The 15,613-nt window shown below is 53.8% G+C and carries 20 protein-coding genes and 1 other annotated feature; of the genes, 16 read left to right on the top strand and 4 right to left on the bottom strand.

Features of this window, described 5'->3' with window-relative positions:
• Positions 1–38: 38 nt before the first annotated feature.
• Both ligD and ku read right to left on the bottom strand, forming a co-directional pair.
• Complete coding sequence (gene ligD / locus ACE5KN_RS05450) at positions 39–947, bottom strand: non-homologous end-joining DNA ligase (protein WP_375523224.1); 909 nt, start codon at positions 945–947, stop codon at positions 39–41.
• Between the two features lie 23 nt (positions 948–970).
• Complete coding sequence (gene ku, locus ACE5KN_RS05455; protein WP_375523223.1) at positions 971–1,879, bottom strand: non-homologous end joining protein Ku; 909 nt, start codon at positions 1,877–1,879, stop codon at positions 971–973.
• 149 nt (positions 1,880–2,028) lie between these two features.
• On the opposite strand from ku, the gene ACE5KN_RS05460 reads away from it, so the two are divergent.
• The 8 genes from ACE5KN_RS05460 to ACE5KN_RS05495 all read left to right on the top strand — a co-directional run bounded on the left by ACE5KN_RS05460 (position 2,029) and on the right by ACE5KN_RS05495 (position 5,894).
• On the top strand, positions 2,029–2,277 hold the full coding sequence (locus ACE5KN_RS05460; RefSeq protein WP_375523222.1) for a hypothetical protein: 249 nt from the start codon (positions 2,029–2,031) through the stop codon (positions 2,275–2,277).
• Positions 2,278–2,308: 31 nt separating this feature from the next.
• A complete protein-coding gene (locus ACE5KN_RS05465) occupies positions 2,309–2,488 on the top strand; it encodes an H-type small acid-soluble spore protein (RefSeq protein WP_375523221.1) in 180 nt (59 codons plus the stop codon).
• 158 nt (positions 2,489–2,646) lie between these two features.
• Complete coding sequence (gene tsaE, locus ACE5KN_RS05470; RefSeq protein WP_375523220.1) at positions 2,647–3,123, top strand: tRNA (adenosine(37)-N6)-threonylcarbamoyltransferase complex ATPase subunit type 1 TsaE; 477 nt, start codon at positions 2,647–2,649, stop codon at positions 3,121–3,123.
• 5 nt (positions 3,124–3,128) lie between these two features.
• Positions 3,129–3,920, top strand: a complete 792-nt coding sequence (tsaB, locus tag ACE5KN_RS05475; RefSeq protein ID WP_375523219.1) for a tRNA (adenosine(37)-N6)-threonylcarbamoyltransferase complex dimerization subunit type 1 TsaB — start codon at positions 3,129–3,131, stop codon at positions 3,918–3,920.
• Between the two features lie 19 nt (positions 3,921–3,939).
• Positions 3,940–4,452 carry a ribosomal protein S18-alanine N-acetyltransferase gene (gene rimI / locus ACE5KN_RS05480; protein WP_375523218.1) on the top strand — a complete coding sequence of 171 codons (513 nt, stop codon included), beginning with the start codon at positions 3,940–3,942 and terminating at the stop codon, positions 4,450–4,452.
• Positions 4,449–5,522 carry a tRNA (adenosine(37)-N6)-threonylcarbamoyltransferase complex transferase subunit TsaD gene (gene tsaD, locus ACE5KN_RS05485; protein WP_375523217.1) on the top strand — a complete coding sequence of 358 codons (1,074 nt, stop codon included), beginning with the start codon at positions 4,449–4,451 and terminating at the stop codon, positions 5,520–5,522. The genes rimI and tsaD overlap by 4 nt, the downstream gene beginning before the upstream one ends.
• A 58-nt stretch (positions 5,523–5,580) precedes the next feature.
• Positions 5,581–5,742: a hypothetical protein gene (locus ACE5KN_RS05490; protein WP_375523216.1), complete on the top strand. Its 162-nt coding sequence runs from the start codon at positions 5,581–5,583 to the stop codon at positions 5,740–5,742.
• A complete protein-coding gene (locus ACE5KN_RS05495) occupies positions 5,739–5,894 on the top strand; it encodes a hypothetical protein (RefSeq protein WP_375533050.1) in 156 nt (51 codons plus the stop codon). The genes ACE5KN_RS05490 and ACE5KN_RS05495 overlap by 4 nt, the downstream gene beginning before the upstream one ends.
• Positions 5,882–6,188 (top strand) — a binding site (T-box leader). Its footprint overlaps the gene before it by 13 nt.
• 4 nt (positions 6,189–6,192) lie before the next feature.
• Here the strand turns inward: ACE5KN_RS05495 and ACE5KN_RS05500 are convergent.
• Positions 6,193–6,348: a hypothetical protein gene (locus ACE5KN_RS05500; RefSeq protein WP_375523215.1), complete on the bottom strand. Its 156-nt coding sequence runs from the start codon at positions 6,346–6,348 to the stop codon at positions 6,193–6,195.
• On the opposite strand from ACE5KN_RS05500, the gene ACE5KN_RS05505 reads away from it, so the two are divergent.
• A complete protein-coding gene (locus tag ACE5KN_RS05505) occupies positions 6,347–7,867 on the top strand; it encodes a 2-isopropylmalate synthase (RefSeq protein WP_375523214.1) in 1,521 nt (506 codons plus the stop codon). The two genes, ACE5KN_RS05500 and ACE5KN_RS05505, sit on opposite strands and share 2 nt — an antisense overlap.
• Positions 7,868–8,246: 379 nt before the next feature.
• Here ACE5KN_RS05505 and ACE5KN_RS05510 read toward each other — a convergent pair whose 3' ends face one another.
• Positions 8,247–10,202 carry an ABC-F family ATP-binding cassette domain-containing protein gene (locus tag ACE5KN_RS05510; RefSeq protein ID WP_375523213.1) on the bottom strand — a complete coding sequence of 652 codons (1,956 nt, stop codon included), beginning with the start codon at positions 10,200–10,202 and terminating at the stop codon, positions 8,247–8,249.
• 249 nt (positions 10,203–10,451) lie between these two features.
• Between ACE5KN_RS05510 and ACE5KN_RS05515 the strand changes: the two genes are divergently transcribed.
• From ACE5KN_RS05515 to groL, 7 genes are all read left to right on the top strand, one after another.
• Entirely contained in the window at positions 10,452–11,087 is a 636-nt protein-coding gene (locus ACE5KN_RS05515) for a 5-formyltetrahydrofolate cyclo-ligase (protein WP_375523212.1), read from the top strand.
• A gap of 14 nt (positions 11,088–11,101) precedes the next feature.
• Entirely contained in the window at positions 11,102–11,602 is a 501-nt protein-coding gene (gene moaC / locus ACE5KN_RS05520; protein ID WP_375523211.1) for a cyclic pyranopterin monophosphate synthase MoaC, read from the top strand.
• A 78-nt stretch (positions 11,603–11,680) separates the two neighbouring features.
• The gene (locus tag ACE5KN_RS05525) at positions 11,681–12,181 is read left to right on the top strand and encodes a MogA/MoaB family molybdenum cofactor biosynthesis protein (RefSeq protein ID WP_375523210.1); all 501 of its coding nucleotides are present in this window, start codon (positions 11,681–11,683) and stop codon (positions 12,179–12,181) included.
• A gap of 63 nt (positions 12,182–12,244) precedes the next feature.
• Complete coding sequence (gene tatA / locus ACE5KN_RS05530; protein ID WP_375523209.1) at positions 12,245–12,490, top strand: twin-arginine translocase TatA/TatE family subunit; 246 nt, start codon at positions 12,245–12,247, stop codon at positions 12,488–12,490.
• A gap of 63 nt (positions 12,491–12,553) precedes the next feature.
• Entirely contained in the window at positions 12,554–13,306 is a 753-nt protein-coding gene (gene tatC / locus ACE5KN_RS05535) for a twin-arginine translocase subunit TatC (protein WP_375523208.1), read from the top strand.
• 264 nt (positions 13,307–13,570) lie between these two features.
• The gene (gene groES / locus ACE5KN_RS05540; RefSeq protein ID WP_375523207.1) at positions 13,571–13,852 is read left to right on the top strand and encodes a co-chaperone GroES; all 282 of its coding nucleotides are present in this window, start codon (positions 13,571–13,573) and stop codon (positions 13,850–13,852) included.
• A gap of 95 nt (positions 13,853–13,947) precedes the next feature.
• Positions 13,948–15,576, top strand: a complete 1,629-nt coding sequence (gene groL, locus ACE5KN_RS05545) for a chaperonin GroEL (RefSeq protein ID WP_375523206.1) — start codon at positions 13,948–13,950, stop codon at positions 15,574–15,576.
• Positions 15,577–15,613: the final 37 nt, after the last annotated feature.

Here is a 15,613-nt window from a genome sequence, read left to right on the forward strand (position 1 = left end):
GAAGGCAGTATGGCATAAATTCCAAAAAACCTGTACGGTCATTGGATCTGTACAGGTTTTTTGCCGTTTAAATAATCCAATAGTGGACGGATGGGCTGAGGGGGGATCATACGAATCAAGTCCCCTATCTTTTCAAGCCGTTCCCCGATATTAAGCAGGTGATAATCCTTGGGGGACACGTCCCGCCGAACCTCCTCCCATGTAAGGGGAGTGGAGACGGTAGCGCCTGTTCTGGCACGCGGGGTATAGGGGGCGGCCAGCGTTTTTCCATGATAGTGCTGAAGATAATCGAAATAAATGCAGGTGCCGCGGTCCTTCTTGAGCCTTTCCAGCGTGAACAGGGACGGATGCTTCTCGGTCACGTATTTTCCGACGAAATGGCCGACGCTCCGCAGCTCGTCGAATGTAATGCCTTCTGGCACGGGGACGATGATCTGTACACCTGTAGCGCCGGAAGTTTTGGGGATCGATTGCAGGCCGAGTGAAGCCAGCACCTCTCCCACGATGCTTGTGGCTTCCATGATTCGCGGTTCATCTTCAACCGAGGGGTCCAGGTCAATCATCCATTCACAGGGGAGCGGACTGCCTGCCTTATGCAGGGAAGGGTGAAACTCAAGGGCTGCCTGATTGCCGAGCCATAGCAGCTGAGGCAGATCATTCAGCACCATATAATCAATCCCTTGATGCACATAACTTTTGACGAAGCCGGGTCTGGGTTCAGGCACATTTTTCTGGTAAAAAGACTCGCCGTGAATGCCGTGCGGCCAGCGGATCACGGTTAACAGGCGGTCACGGCAGTAAGGCAGCAGGTAGGGTGCCAGAACGGCAAGCTTGGTCAAATATACCGCTTTGGTGATGCCGGCCTCCGGCCAGAGGGGCTTGTCCGGATTGGTAATCGTAATTTCATGCCCTTCGATCATGATGCTGCCTTTCACCGTTCTGGCCATGTGCAACCCTCCTTATCGAACATTCATGACTTGCTAGTTTTTCTGGCTGCGGTTTTTCGCTTGGGAGCGGCGGATGGCGCTTCGCCGGCAGCGGCCTTGGCCTGGGCAGTCGGCTTTTTGGCAGAGCGTTTGCGGGTCGGAGACGGACCCGGATCAGGCGTTATAGGTTTGACCGCCTCAATGCTGGCCTGCAGTGCAGCCATCAGGTCCACTACATTCGTTTGCGGTTTGGCTGGAGCAATTTTCACTTCTTCTCCTGCTACTTTATGAGAGATGAGATCCAGCAGCCGTGCACGGTATTCGTCCGTATATTTTTCAGGGTCAAATTCAGTGGAAAGTTGTTCAATCAGCATTTTGGCCATGGACAGTTCTTTCTCGTTGACTGCTGTCGTCCCGGGAAGATTGGGAACCTGCGAGACAGGCCTGATTTCATCCGGGTAAAATATCGTCTCAATGGCAAGACAGCCCTCCAGCACCCGAATGGCCGCCAGACTGCTCTTGGAACGGATGGAGATTTGGGCGATGCCGATCTTGCCGGTATCCTTCATGGCATTTAGCAGCAGACTGTATGCATTGGCGCCTGCCTGATCCGGAGACAAGTAATATGTTTTCTGAAAATAGATCGGATCAATATCGGTCAAATTGACGAAGTCCAGAATCGTAATATTTTTGTTGCCCTGCTCTGTCAGCTGCTCTAGCTCCTCTTTTTCGAACATGACGAAACGGCCTTTTTCATATTCATAACCTTTGCCGATTTCCTCCCATTCCACCTCTTTATCACATACGGGACACTTCCGCACATAGCTAAGGGGGCTGCCGCATTCCTTATGAATGTAGCGCATGGAAATATCCTTGTCTTCTGTTGCGGAAAACATTTTGACAGGAACATGGACAAGTCCGAAGCTGATAGCTCCTTTCCAGACGGTATGCATCGATAGTCACCTTCCTTTATTGAGCGGCTGTATGCTTGCCATACGTAGTATGCGTAGCCCGGCATATTGTATGTAGCGCATGGCGGACTTCGTTTTGGCGCATAGTAACAGGGAAATTAGGAAATTAACGCGGAGAGGAAGAGAATGCAATGGCAGACAAGCTTCCCGCTCAAGGCCCGGGACGACTTAGCAGAAGGCCCATCCCTTTCAGATCGCCGGCGGCAGGAGAGGAAGCTGCGCTTCCGCCCGAATTTGCCTTCCCCCATGATACAGAGCCGTCAGTTCAAGTCGCAGGCTCTCATGTGAATTGGGAGCAGGTAACGGGTGCGGAAGCAGAAGAAGGTTCAGCAGCTTCCGTCATGCTGGATATAGACCGGATGATGAAGGATGATGAATAAAGGGAAATTTCACTGAAGGGAGGAGTAGTTGATGGACGCCCAACGAGCCAAAGCGATCCTGGAATCGCCGGACATGATAGCGGTCAAGCTTGAGGGGGAACCGGTATGGATCGAGCATGTGGATATGGAGAACAGCATGGCGACCGTGCAGGTAGGAACGAACCCTGGCAATACACAAACCGTCAAAACCGCCCGGCTGGAGGAAAAATAACGCCTTGCCGGGAAGAACCGCTCGCCGTTTCACGGTAAGAGCGGTTTTTTTGTCAAGAAGGCTTGTTTTCCCTTTTCTTGCGGCAAGGTACTGAAGGGCTATATAATAAAGAACAAGTTGCAAGGCCTGAGGGGCCGCCGAGAGGTAGGCATGTACAGATGACAAAGGAACACTTCACATATTTGGCGCAGAGCGTTGCGGATACGGAGAGACTGGCGGCGGCATTGGCCGCCCGGTCGTTCGCTGGCTCCGTGATTGTGCTGGACGGCGAGCTGGGCGCTGGCAAAACTGCTTTTTCCAAAGCGTTCGCCAGACATCTCGGGGTAGAAGGAGTGGTCAACAGCCCGACCTTTACCCTGATCAAAGAATATGAAGGCCGATTACCCTTATACCATATGGACGTGTACCGGATCGACGAAGATGAGGCAGGGGAGCTCGGTCTGGATGAATATTTTTATGGTACAGGTGTTTGTCTGGTGGAATGGGGCAGCCGCATTCCGGCTCTCCTGCCTGAGGAGCGTCTGCATATCGTCATTGAACACACGGCCTCGCCGGATGAACGGCTGATTCATCTGACAGGCAACGGCGAAGTGTATGGTGAATGGTGCCGGAGTTTGCGAGAGAATGGAGTATGAATCATATGAATGATGAGGAAGTTCGGCCGCGGCAGCGGTTTTTGGCGTTGGATACAGCAACAGCCGTGATGGCTGCAGCTTTGATGGAGGGCGGTAAGGTTACCGGAGAGGTAAATGTGCGGGGGGAGAGAAATCATTCCGTTCATGTGATTACCGAGCTGGAAGGATTGCTGTCGGATGCCGGGGTTTCCGGGCGTGACATAACAGGTCTGGCGGTTGGTGTAGGGCCGGGTTCATATACAGGGGTCAGAATTGCAGTTACGGCGGCAAAAACCCTGGCCTGGGCATGGAAGGTGCCGGTAGCCGGTGTATCTACACTGCATGCGCTGGCCTGGGGAGGCTGGGCGCAGGGACGGAGCAAGCTGGCAGACAAGCAGGCAACCTTGCAGGACGGTGTCAATCAATGGATCATTCCGGTACTGGATGCACGGCGGGGCCAGGTGTATACCGGCCTTTTTGCGGCCAATGGAGAGGAAGCTCCCGTTCGGCTGGAGCCGGATGGCATCCGTTTAATGACTTCCTGGGTAGAGGAGCTCGCGCAGCGTTTGGCGAATACAGATGAAAGCACCCGTCCCGAAGTTCTCTGGTTTGTTGGAGAGACTGAGCTGCATGCACAAGCGGCGGCTGGTCTGACAAAGGTACTGGTACAAGCGGTGCCTTATGAACTGGAAGGCTGCTGGGTGGGCCGGCTGGGTGCTGAACGTTTGTTGAATGGAGAACAGGACGAGCTGCATACGCTCGTTCCGAACTATACCCAGTTGGCGGAGGCGGAAGCGAACCTGCTTCGCCAGCGTTGAAGGGAGCCGTTGAAGCGGGATGGAGGAGTCGAACCAGTTTCCCGGAGAGCTGTCTTTCCGGTTAATGACGATTGAGGATATACCGGACGTGATGGTGATTGAGCATGAATCGTTCACGCTGCCGTGGACGCAGGAGGCGTTCCGAAACGAGCTGACCAACAATCATTTTGCCAAATATATGATCATGGAGCTGGACGGGAAGCCGATCGGCTATGCGGGCATGTGGACGATTATGGATGAAGCTCATATTACGAACATTGCGGTCCGTGAAGCATACAGGGGACGCAAGCTTGGCGAGCGGCTGCTGGACGAGCTGATGCGGACGGCTGCTTATGTGGGCATGAAGCGGATTACCCTTGAGGTGAGGGTGTCGAATACCGTCGCTCAGGGTTTATATGAGAAAAAAGGATTTACGCCGTCCGGCATCCGAAAAGGCTACTACTCGGATAACCATGAAGATGCTCTGATTATGTGGGCGGATTTGCCTTCCGCTGAGAGCTCGGCCGGAGAGGAAGGAAGCGAGCAGGAATGAGAACACAGCAGGATATTAAAATAAAGGATACAGACGGGCACAGCTACATATTGGCGATTGAGACAAGCTGCGATGAAACAGCGGTAGCCGTCGTTAAGGACGGCAAGGAGGTGCTCTCGAATCTGATCTCCAGCCAGGTCGCCATCCACCAGGCCTTTGGCGGGGTCGTCCCCGAGGTGGCTTCCCGCAAGCACGTCGAGAGCATTACGTACATGCTGGAAGAAGCCGTGGACGCTTCGGGAATTACTCCTGACGAGCTGTCCGCTGTGGCTGTGACGCAGGGGCCGGGCCTGGTCGGTGCGCTGCTGGTAGGGATCGTTGCGGCCAAGAGCGCTGCGCTGGCTTTTGGCAAGCCGCTTATCGGCACCCACCATATTGCGGGGCATATTTATGCCAACAACCTGACGGATGAAATTATTTATCCTTGCATTGCGCTGGTGGTGTCCGGAGGGCATACGGAGCTGGTGCTGCTGGAAGCGCCGGGTCGGTTTCAGGTGATTGGCCGTACGAGGGATGATGCGGTTGGCGAGGCTTATGACAAGGTCGCCAGGGCTATCGGCTACCCGTATCCGGGCGGTCCCCATGTGGACCGCGCCGCGCTTGAGTCGAAGGAGGCGATCCCGCTCCCGCGGGTATGGCTTGAGCCGGATTCGTATGATTTCAGCTTCAGCGGCTTGAAATCGGCCGTATTAAATGCAGTCAACCAGATGAAGATGCGCGGCGAGACGGTAAACGCCGGGGCTGTTGCGCGCGGCTTTCAGGAATCGGTCGTCGAGGTGCTTGTTGAGAAGGCCGTACGCGCCATGCGTCAGTTCGGCGGACGGCAGCTGCTGTTATGCGGCGGTGTCGCGGCAAACCAGGGCTTGCGCAGAGCACTGAGCGAACGCTGCGAGCGGGAAGGGCTGCCGCTGCTGATTCCGCCGCTGAAATACTGCACGGATAACGCGGCGATGATCGGAGCGGCTGCTCATCTGAAATGGCGGCAGGGGCAGTTCACACCGCTGGATATGAAAGCAGAGCCCGGTCTGTCTCTGGAGGATTGGTCAGTGGAAGCGGCAAATGCCTATTGACATCTCTGCTGCAAGCTGATTATAATTAACAAAAATTTGTAGTTATACAGCAAACGCGATGAACAGGAGCAGTAGGGATGGTCCCGGATCAAGAGAGCTGCGGGTAGGTGCGACGCAGACGAAGGAACCCCGAATCTCGCCTGGAAGCGGAACGGTGGAAACCGTGCGGCAGGTCAAAGCAGCCGCAGCGGAGGTACACGGTTACGGACGGCCCCCGTGAGCGGGCAGCTGTGCTCTATTTGGAGCGCAGCGTACGAGTGGACCGTATATTACGGTCAACAAGAGTGGTACCGCGAGGGTGAACAGCCTGTCGTCTCTTCATGGAGACGGCAGGCTTTTGTGTTTTTCGCGGGAAATACATACAAGCAATGACCGGGAGCAGTAGAACGGTGAGGTCTGCAGAGAGCTGCGGTATGGTGCGACGCAGTGGCTGGAGCCGTTCGAATCTCGCCCGTGAGCACCGGAAGGGAATGGTGCGTCAAACCTTGAGTCAGTGGTTTAACGCTTCGGTACTTTCCGGCGGTGTTGGCCCCCGTTACAGGGCCCGCCCGGACGAAGTCTGATCAGCTAGCGTCCGGGCAAGAGAGGGATAGGTTTGCCGTTTCAGGCGAACAGATCCAACAAGAGTGGTACCGCGGATGGGATATTAAGCCCGCCGTCTCTTGGCAGCTTAGAGCTGCAGCACGGGAAAATTTCTGCCGGCAGGCGGAAGACCCGTGCGGAGACGGCGGGCTTTTTGCGCTGCCGGCAGCAGGGCGGGATAAGAACAGCACATCCGGAGCAGGTCGACATGCCCCGGAATACCAATGAGGGGGATTTCATCCATGACGAAAAGACGAATCAGCATAATGGATACGACGTTAAGAGACGGCGAACAGGCGCCGGGGGCCAGCCTGAAGCCTGAACAGAAGATTGCGCTTGCCTCCCGATTGATTGACCTGGGAGTGGATGTCCTGGAGCCGGGCTTCCCGGTGTCCAGTCCAGGGGAATTTGCAGCGGTTGAAGCAATATCTCGCCTGTCACGCGATGTAGAAATCTGTGGCTTCGCGCGTGCGGTGAGGGGAGATATCGATGCGGCTGTCAGAGCGACCCGCGATGCGGCTCGCCGCCGGATCCATCTGTTCATATCTTCTTCCGACATCCATATCGAACATCAGCTTCGCATGCGGCGCAAGGATGTCGTGCAGCAGGCCAAAGAAATGGTTGCCTATGCGAGGCAATTTTGCGATACGGTGGAATTTACGGCAATGGACTCCACCCGTACGAACATCGATGATCTGATTGAAATGGTAGAGGCAGCGATCGGGGAAGGTGCCTCCATCATCAACTTGCCGGATACCGTAGGTTACGCTCTGCCTGCAGAGTACGGCAATATGTTCCTGCGTGTCCGGGAGGGAGCGCGGGGAGGACAGAACGTCCGGTACAGCGCCCACTGTCATAACGATCTGGGACTTGCGGTCGCCAACAGCCTGGAAGCGATCCGCTGCGGAGCTGATCAGGTCGAAGTAACTGTGAACGGCATCGGGGAGCGTACCGGCAACTGCGCATTGGAAGAACTGGTCATGGCGCTTGAAACGAGGGGAGAAACGATGGGTGCACAAACAGGCATCCGTTCAGGCCAACTGTACGAGGTAGCCATGGCGGTGAGCAGAGCCATGCATTTTCCGGTCAGTTACAATAAACCCGTAATTGGCAGAAACGCTTTCCAGCATGAATCAGGCATTCACCAGGATGGTCTGCTGAAGAACCGCAATACGTATGAGATCATGGACCCGGAAGCGCTGGGCATTCCGCGCAGCATGATTATTCTGGGCAAGCACTCCGGCCGTCATGCCCTGAAGGACCGGCTGCAGAAATACGGAGTTGAGCTCGCAGACGGGGAACTGAATGCTTTTTATGAGCGGTTCAAGGAAACGGCGGACCGGGAAAAAACCGTCAGTGACGATCGGCTGCTGCAGCTGATAGACCAAACTTTTCACAAAAATGTTCAGCCATATGAACTGGCAGGTATTCATGCAGCTGCGGAAAGCGGAAAGCAGTTCACGGCATCGGTCTTGATCAAACATCAGGGAGAAGCGGAAGCAAAAATGTATTCAGCCGGAGCAGACAGCCAGGTGGAAGCGGTCATCACCGCCATCGGGCAGGCTGTTCAGGGGAATACGCGGATTGAGGACGTGGAAATCCATACGATGGGCAGCGGGGAACAAGCCTATACCGAGGCGTTTGTAACCGTGTGCTGTATGGGGAAAACGTACCACGGTTCAGCCTCCCACAGGGATCATTTGCTGGCAGTAGGCAATGCTTGTCTCTCTGCCTGCAATGCGGCCCAGCTTGCAGTGGTCTAGAAAGGTTTCACTAAAAATCATCCAGGCTTCCGTTGATGGCAGCCTGGATGTATTTGGTTATTAACATTTGTCAAGTTGTTAACAACGTTATCCACATACACACACCATTTTGTGGACAATACTGAGGAATACAGGCTGGATAAGGAATTTTGTCGAAATCATTTTGTTGTCACATCGTTGATATTACATAGAGTGAGGAGTGTGGATAATGTGGATAAAAAAGTGGATAATAATGGGTAACCCTGAAGAGTGGCGGTCCAATCACAAAAAAATGACCCTGAAGGCCATTTTTTTAAGATATGGTATACTCTGATTTTGTGTATAACCTTGTGAATAAGCATATGCCGCCAATCCAAAAAAAATGTCGATGCTGCGGCCCCTATTCCTCAATCAATTCCTCCCAGGATTCATAAACCCCGGCAAGCTCCTGTTTATGCTCCTCCAGCTGAACCTGGATTTCCTGAAGAGCCGTATAATCCTGATAAATCTCCGGACGGGTCATTTGCTCCTCCAGCGAGCTGATGGTTTCCTCCAATTCGGTGATTCTTTTTTCCAATGCTTCCAGCTTACGCTTGCGGGTGCGTTCCTCACGCGAAGCCTGCTTTCCGGCGGCATAGGCGGCAGCGCCGCTTTTCTCCGTCTCCTGGCGGTCCGGCCGCTCCGTGGAGCTGTCCTGCCTCTTTCCTGCTTGCTGGGCCTGCTCATTAGCGATTTCGGCAAGCTCTTCCTTTTTGGCAATGTAGTCGTCATAATTTCCTAGGAAATGCTCGGTGCCTCCGGGATGAAGCTCGATGACCCGCTCCGCCATCTTGTTCAGAAAATAACGGTCATGTGAAATAAACAGCAGCGTGCCCTCATAATCCACCAATGCGGATTCCAGCACCTCTCTGCTGAACAGATCCAGATGGTTGGTCGGTTCGTCGAGAATCAGCACATTCGCTTCGCGCAGCATAAGTTTGGCCAACGATACACGCGCTTTCTCCCCGCCGCTGAGCGCGGATATTTTCTTTAGCACATCCTCCCCGCTGAACAGGAAGCTGCCGAGCACGGTCCGAATGCGCACTTCCTCCAGATGCGGATATTCGCTCCACAACTCCTCCAGCACCGTATTGGCCGGGTTCAGGCTGGTATGCTCCTGGTCGTAATACCCGATTTTCACCTTCGTTCCCCAGCGGATCGTACCAGCAGAAGGCTTAAGCGAACCGGTGAGACATTTCAGGAGAGTGGATTTGCCGATCCCGTTTGGTCCGATCAGCGCGGCTGTTTCGCCGCGGCGCAGGCTGAAGGCCACGTTCCGGAAGAGCGACTTGCCGGAATCAAAGGTGACAGACAGACCGTCCACGTCAAGCACTTCCTTGCCTGACATAAAGGCGGGTTCAAATGAGAAATGAGCCTTCTTCAGCTCTCCCATCGGCTTGTCGATGCGTTCCATACGCTCAAGCGCCTTGCGGCGGCTCTGTGCGCGCTTGGTCGTAGAGGCGCGGACGATGTTGCGCTGTACAAAGGCTTCCATGCGGGCAATCTCGTCCTGCTGCTTCTCGTACTGCCTCAGCTGTGCCTCATATTCCGCGGCTTTCAGCTCAATATATCTGGAGTAATTACCGGTGTACCTTGTCGAACGGTGACGCTCGATTTCGACGATGGTCGTCACCAGCCGGTCAAGGAAATAGCGGTCATGGGAGACAACGAGCAATGCGCCGGGATAAGCACGCAAATAATCCTCAAGCCAAGTCAGCGTTTCAATGTCCAGATAGTTGGTCGGCTCGTCCAGCATCAGCAGATCAGGGGCCTGCAGGAGAATGCGGGCCAGAGCCAGCCGCGTTTTCTGTCCGCCGCTTAATGTGGAGACCGGTGTCTGCGGATCGAACGACCCGAAGCCCATGCCATGAAGGACGCTGCGGATGCGTGTTTCCATTTCATAACCGCCCCGGTCCTTGAACCAGTCTGAACGTCTGGCATAACGTTCAAGCAGATCTTCATAAGCTTTCTCATTTGTCATGGAGGCCGGGTCCGCAATTTGCTGCTCCATCTTGCGCAGCTCAGTCTCCGCTTCCAGCAGGGGCTGGAACACCTGCAGCATTTCATCCCATATGGAACGCTCCGAGTTCAGACCGCTGTTCTGGGCCAGATACCCCAGCGTTGTTTCTTTGGATTTATATATTTGACCGCTGTCGTAAGACAGTTCCCCGGCGATAATCTTGAGCAAGGTGGATTTGCCTGCGCCGTTTACCCCGACGAGTCCAATCCGCTCGCGTTCCAGAATCTGCAGATTCACTCCGTCCAGGACGGGATCCACCTCGTAAGCTTTAACAATTCCTGTTACTTGCAGCAGCATAGCTTATATCCTCCATTACAATTTGGCCAGCGCTCTTGATCAGGGCAGCAGGCAGACACACTCAGTTTACATGAAAATCGTACTCGTGGACAGCAGTTTAAAGCATGAGCCCCTTGGCTTGTAGTCAATTTTTATAATCAATGATAAACTAAAACAAGTATGTTGAAAAAGCGCGGCTGATTCGGAATGCGTGCCATGCACCCGCCCGCGCGCAATTTTGGAAGGCTTCGTCCGAAAGGATGAAAAGATGTGGATGTTCGTACGATCAAAGCAAGACTGCGGGCTGAAATGCGGGGTCTGCGGAATGAAATGAGTTCTGCCCAGCGGCTGCGGGCTTCAAGGGAGGCCTGCGGTCATGCCATTCGGCAATGGGAAGAACTGCGGGCAGGCGGCGGGAAGGAGCGCCTTACATTGTTTACCTACCTCTCCTTCGGCAGCGAGCTTGACACCACTTTGCTGATCAAGCATTGCTGGTCGCGCGGAGACCGTGTGCTTGCGCCCAGGGTGAACAAGACAGCCGGCAGATTTGAGCTGCGGGTTATCAAGGATGCAAGCGAGCTTGCATCCGGCAGCTGGGGAATACCTGAGCCAAGCGAGGCTTGCCCGCTGTGGCCTGCAGAGCAGTGGGTGCAGCTCGATTGGGTGGTCGTGCCCGGGCTGGCTTTTGACCTGACAGGAGGGCGCATCGGATATGGAGGGGGGTATTATGATCGTTTTACCGAGACACTTCTGCATGAACTCGTCCGGACGGGAGCGGCCGGACCTGCCTTTGTTGCGCTTGCGCTGCCCGGACAGATCATCGGCCATATTCCGCTGGAGCCCGGCGACTTAAAGGTAGACAAGCTGATCACGGCAGAGGGCGTCATTAGCACGGGAAAAGGGTAGGTGTTATTATCTGTATGGAATCATTTACACATTTTAACGGACAGGGCAGGGCGCGGATGGTGGACATCTCGGATAAAGCCGCCAGTGTTCGCACTGCTGTTGCGGTTTCACAGGTTACAATGGCCCCATCGACGCTTGCTGCGATCAAGGAGGGCGCTGTTGGCAAAGGAGATGTGCTGGCTGTAGCGCAGATTGCCGGAATTCAGGGAGCGAAGAAAACCTCCGACTGGATTCCCATGTGTCATCCGCTTGCTTTAACCGGCGTAAATATCACATTTACGGATAATGGGGAAGATAAGCTTTTTATTGAAGCAGAGGTCAAGACCGAAGGTAAAACAGGGGTTGAGATGGAGGCGCTGACTGCCGTCTCGGCTGCCGCGCTGACTGTCTATGATATGTGCAAGGCGCTGCAGAAGGATATGGTGATTGGACCGACTCTGCTGGAGTCCAAGACCGGAGGCAAGAACGGCGACTTCAGACGTGACGACACCCGCGATATAACTGGCAGCAACTAGTAAATGTGGTTATCTAATCGGGCCTTGATTTATGGCCTGGCCATAATCAGAGGATGAAGATAGGAGAAGGGTGATCATATGGTGTGGAAAACAGCGATCCTGACGGCCAGCGATAAAGGGGCACGGGGAGAACGTGAAGATACGAGCGCACAGGTCATCCGGGAATTGGTTGAGGAAGAGCTGGGTGGCGAAATTGTCGAATACAGAATCGTTCCCGATGAGCCTGATGAAATTATTGCCGCTTTAATAGAAATGACGGATTATTTTCATGCGGATCTGGTACTGACGACGGGCGGGACGGAGCTTGCGATCCGTGACGTTACACCTGAGGCGACCCGCCGGGTCATCGAAAGGGAGGTGCCCGGCATGGCTGAAGCGATGAGGATGACGGTCATGCAGAAGAACCGGGCCGCCATGCTGTTTCGGGGGATAGTAGGCATTCGCGGACGCACGCTGATCGTGAACCTGCCGGGAACACCGAAGGGTGTGCACGAGAATCTGGCTGCCATTATGGACCAGCTGCCGGAAGCCCTGCTGATGGTAACAGGGCAGTTCAGCAGCCGATCGGGCCATAGCTGATGCTGTAACAGCCTGTTGTCCTGCCGGATTCGCCAATTCCAAGCTACCGAGGAGGAATACCGTATGGGATTCGGAGGCATAGGAACATCCGGATTGATTTTGCTTGTTGTGCTGGCGCTGCTGCTGTTTGGCCCGAACAAGCTCCCCGAGCTGGGGCGGGCAGTAGGGCGTACATTTCGCGAGTTCAAGAATGGAGCGAGGGATCTGATGTCGGAGGATGAATCCGCGGGCAGAAATCCTTCTCCCCCGGTTCGGGAAACTGACGATGCTGCCCGAACCCGTGATAAACGGCCGACGGATCAGCCATGACGGCTTCTATAGGCCCTTTCTTCAGGAAGGGCTTTTCTTGTTAATTCGCAAGGTGGTGAATGCATGTCGGAACCGCAGGAACAGGAAATGACGATTGCCGGTCATCTGAACGAGCTGCGCAGCCGTATTATACGGGTTCTGCTTGTCTTTGCTGCGGCGCTCATTGCGGGTCTGACCGCAGCTGAGCCAGTCTACCGCTGGATACTGGCGGCCGGGCAGCAGCGAGTCAGCATTGAGCTGCATGCCTTCTCCATGTGGGATGGCATCGGCATTTATATGAAAATTGCGTTTATACTGGCGCTTGCAGCATCGCTGCCTTTTTTGCTTTTTCAAGTCTGGAAATTTGTCAGTCCCGGCTTGAAGGAGGCTGAGCGTTCAGCGGCGCTACGCTGTGTTCCTTACGTGTTTTTTCTGTTTGCTGCCGGGGCCGTGTTTGCCTATTTTGTTGTTGTGCCGATGGGGCTTTATTTTACGGCTACAGTAAACCGGAGCATGGGACTTCATGAAACCTACGGTGCGGCCCAGTTCTTCAGCTTCGTATTTAATATTGTGCTGCCTGTGTCACTGCTGTTCGAAATGCCGGTGCTGGTCATGTTCCTTACCCGTGTCGGCCTGCTCACTCCCCGGCGCATGCGCAGATGGCGCAAGGTTGCCTATTTCTTATTGGTATTTGTAGCCGTAGTCATAACACCCCCCGATTTTATTTCCGACATGCTTGTTGCGGTTCCTCTGGTCCTGCTTTACGAGTGCAGTGTCTTTATATCGGCTGTTGTGTATCGGAGGCAGCTTCAGCGCAGCGCCTCGACAGACGGCTGAGGCCCTCCTTAAGCTTATACGGGTTGGCATATTTGCTCTTTAACTGGATAGAATGGAAGAGGGCGTGTCCAACCTGGCAAATTTTGTGGCAGGGGAGTTATTTTTCTCGATAAAGACTTAGAAAAAATTGTCGTGGGGACTTGAAATTAATTCCCAAGTTGAGTATCATGAAGTTGGTTGTTAGCACTACACTGAGTTGAGTGCTAATACATACGAGAACAACCGCATATCCGAATACACATTTGAATAAGGAGGCTATTTTTCATGATCAGACCTTTGGGTGAACGCGTATTGGTGGAAGCGATCGAACAGGAGACAACAACTTCTTTCGGTATCGTGCTTCCGGACTCCGCTAAAGAAAAGCCGCAAGAAGGCAAAGTCATTGCGGTTGGGTCGGGAGCATTGAAGGACGGTGTGCGCATTCCTCTTGAAGTAAAAGAAGGCGACCGTGTTATTTTCTCCAAATACGCCGGAACAGAAATCAAATACGAAGGTAAAGAGTATTTGATTATGAAAGAGAGCGATATCCACGCCATCATCGGTTAATCGGGCCGAACCCGCAAGACCTGAACTATAGCATGACGGGATTTCTGCGAAACCCGCATTGAATATTCCATAATCCACAGGGAGGTTTTACCATAATGGCTAAAGAGATTAAATTCAGTGAAGACGCTCGCCGCTCCATGCTGCGCGGTGTAGACGCATTGGCTAACGCTGTTAAAGTAACGCTCGGACCTAAAGGCCGCAACGTAGTGCTTGAGAAAAAATTCGGCAGCCCGCTCATCACGAATGACGGTGTTACCATCGCCAAGGAAATCGAACTGGAAGACGCTTTCGAGAACATGGGCGCCCAGCTCGTTAAAGAAGTAGCTACCAAAACAAATGACGTAGCTGGTGACGGTACAACTACAGCTACAGTTCTGGCTCAAGCTTTGATCACAGAAGGCCTGAAAAACGTAACTGCAGGCGCAAGCCCAATCGGTATCCGCAAAGGTATCGACCAAGCGGTTAAAGCGGCTGTTGCTGAACTGGCGTCCATCTCCAAGCCAATCGAGGGCAAGCAATCCATCGCTCAGGTAGCGGCAATCTCCGCGGCTGACGAAGAAGTGGGCGAACTGATCGCAGAAGCCATGGAAAAAGTGGGCAAAGACGGCGTCATTACTGTAGAAGAGTCCAAAGGCTTCGCTACAGAGCTGGAAGTGGTTGAAGGTATGCAATTCGACCGCGGCTACATTTCCCCTTACATGATTACAGATACGGACAAAATGGAAGCTGTGCTGGATAACCCGTACATCCTGATCACAGACAAAAAGATCACGAATACACAGGAAATCTTGCCGCTGCTTGAGAAAATCGTACAGCAAGGCAGACCGCTCGTTCTGATTGCTGAAGACGTGGAAGGCGAAGCGCTGCCTATGCTCGTACTGAACAAGCTGCGCGGAACATTCAACGCAGTTGCGGTTAAAGCTCCTGGCTTTGGCGACCGCCGCAAAGCTATGCTGCAGGACATCGCTGCTCTGACAGGCGGCCAAGTGATCACCGAAGAGCTCGGTCTGGAACTGAAGACCGCTACGGTAGATATGCTGGGTACTGCACGTCAAGTGCGCGTAACCAAAGAAAACACGATCATTGTTGATGGGGCAGGCAACAAAGCCGATATCGATGCACGTGTAAGCCAAATCCGCACTCAACTGGAAGAGACTACTTCCGAATTCGACAAAGAGAAGCTGCAAGAGCGTCTCGCCAAACTGGCCGGCGGCGTAGCAGTGATCAAAGTCGGTGCGGCTACGGAAACTGAACTGAAAGAGCGCAAGCTGCGCATCGAAGACGCCCTGAACGCAACCCGCGCTGCGGTTGAAGAAGGTATCGTATCCGGCGGTGGTGTAGCCCTGCTGAACGTATATAACGCTGTTGCTGGTGTTCAACTGAAAGGTGACGAGCAAACAGGCGTGAACATCGTACTGCGCGCCCTGGAAGCTCCAGTCCGCACAATCGCTGCCAACGCTGGTGAAGAAGGCTCTGTTATCGTAGAACGCCTGAAGCGCGAAGAAATTGGCGTAGGCTACAACGCTGCGACTGGCGAATGGGTGAACATGATCGAAGCAGGTATCGTTGACCCTGCCAAGGTTACACGTTCCGCTCTGCAAAACGCAGCTTCCGTTGCTGCTATGTTCCTGACTACAGAAGCTGTTATCGCTGACAAGCCAGAACCAGAAAAGGCTGCAATGCCTGACATGGGCGGCATGGGCGGAATGGGCGGCATGATGTAATAAAGGGTATGAAAACCCTGTAATACCTCAATTTTAA

The organism is Paenibacillus terreus (assembly GCF_042138595.1).
GTDB classification, from domain to species: Bacteria; Bacillota; Bacilli; order Paenibacillales; family Paenibacillaceae; genus Paenibacillus; species Paenibacillus terreus.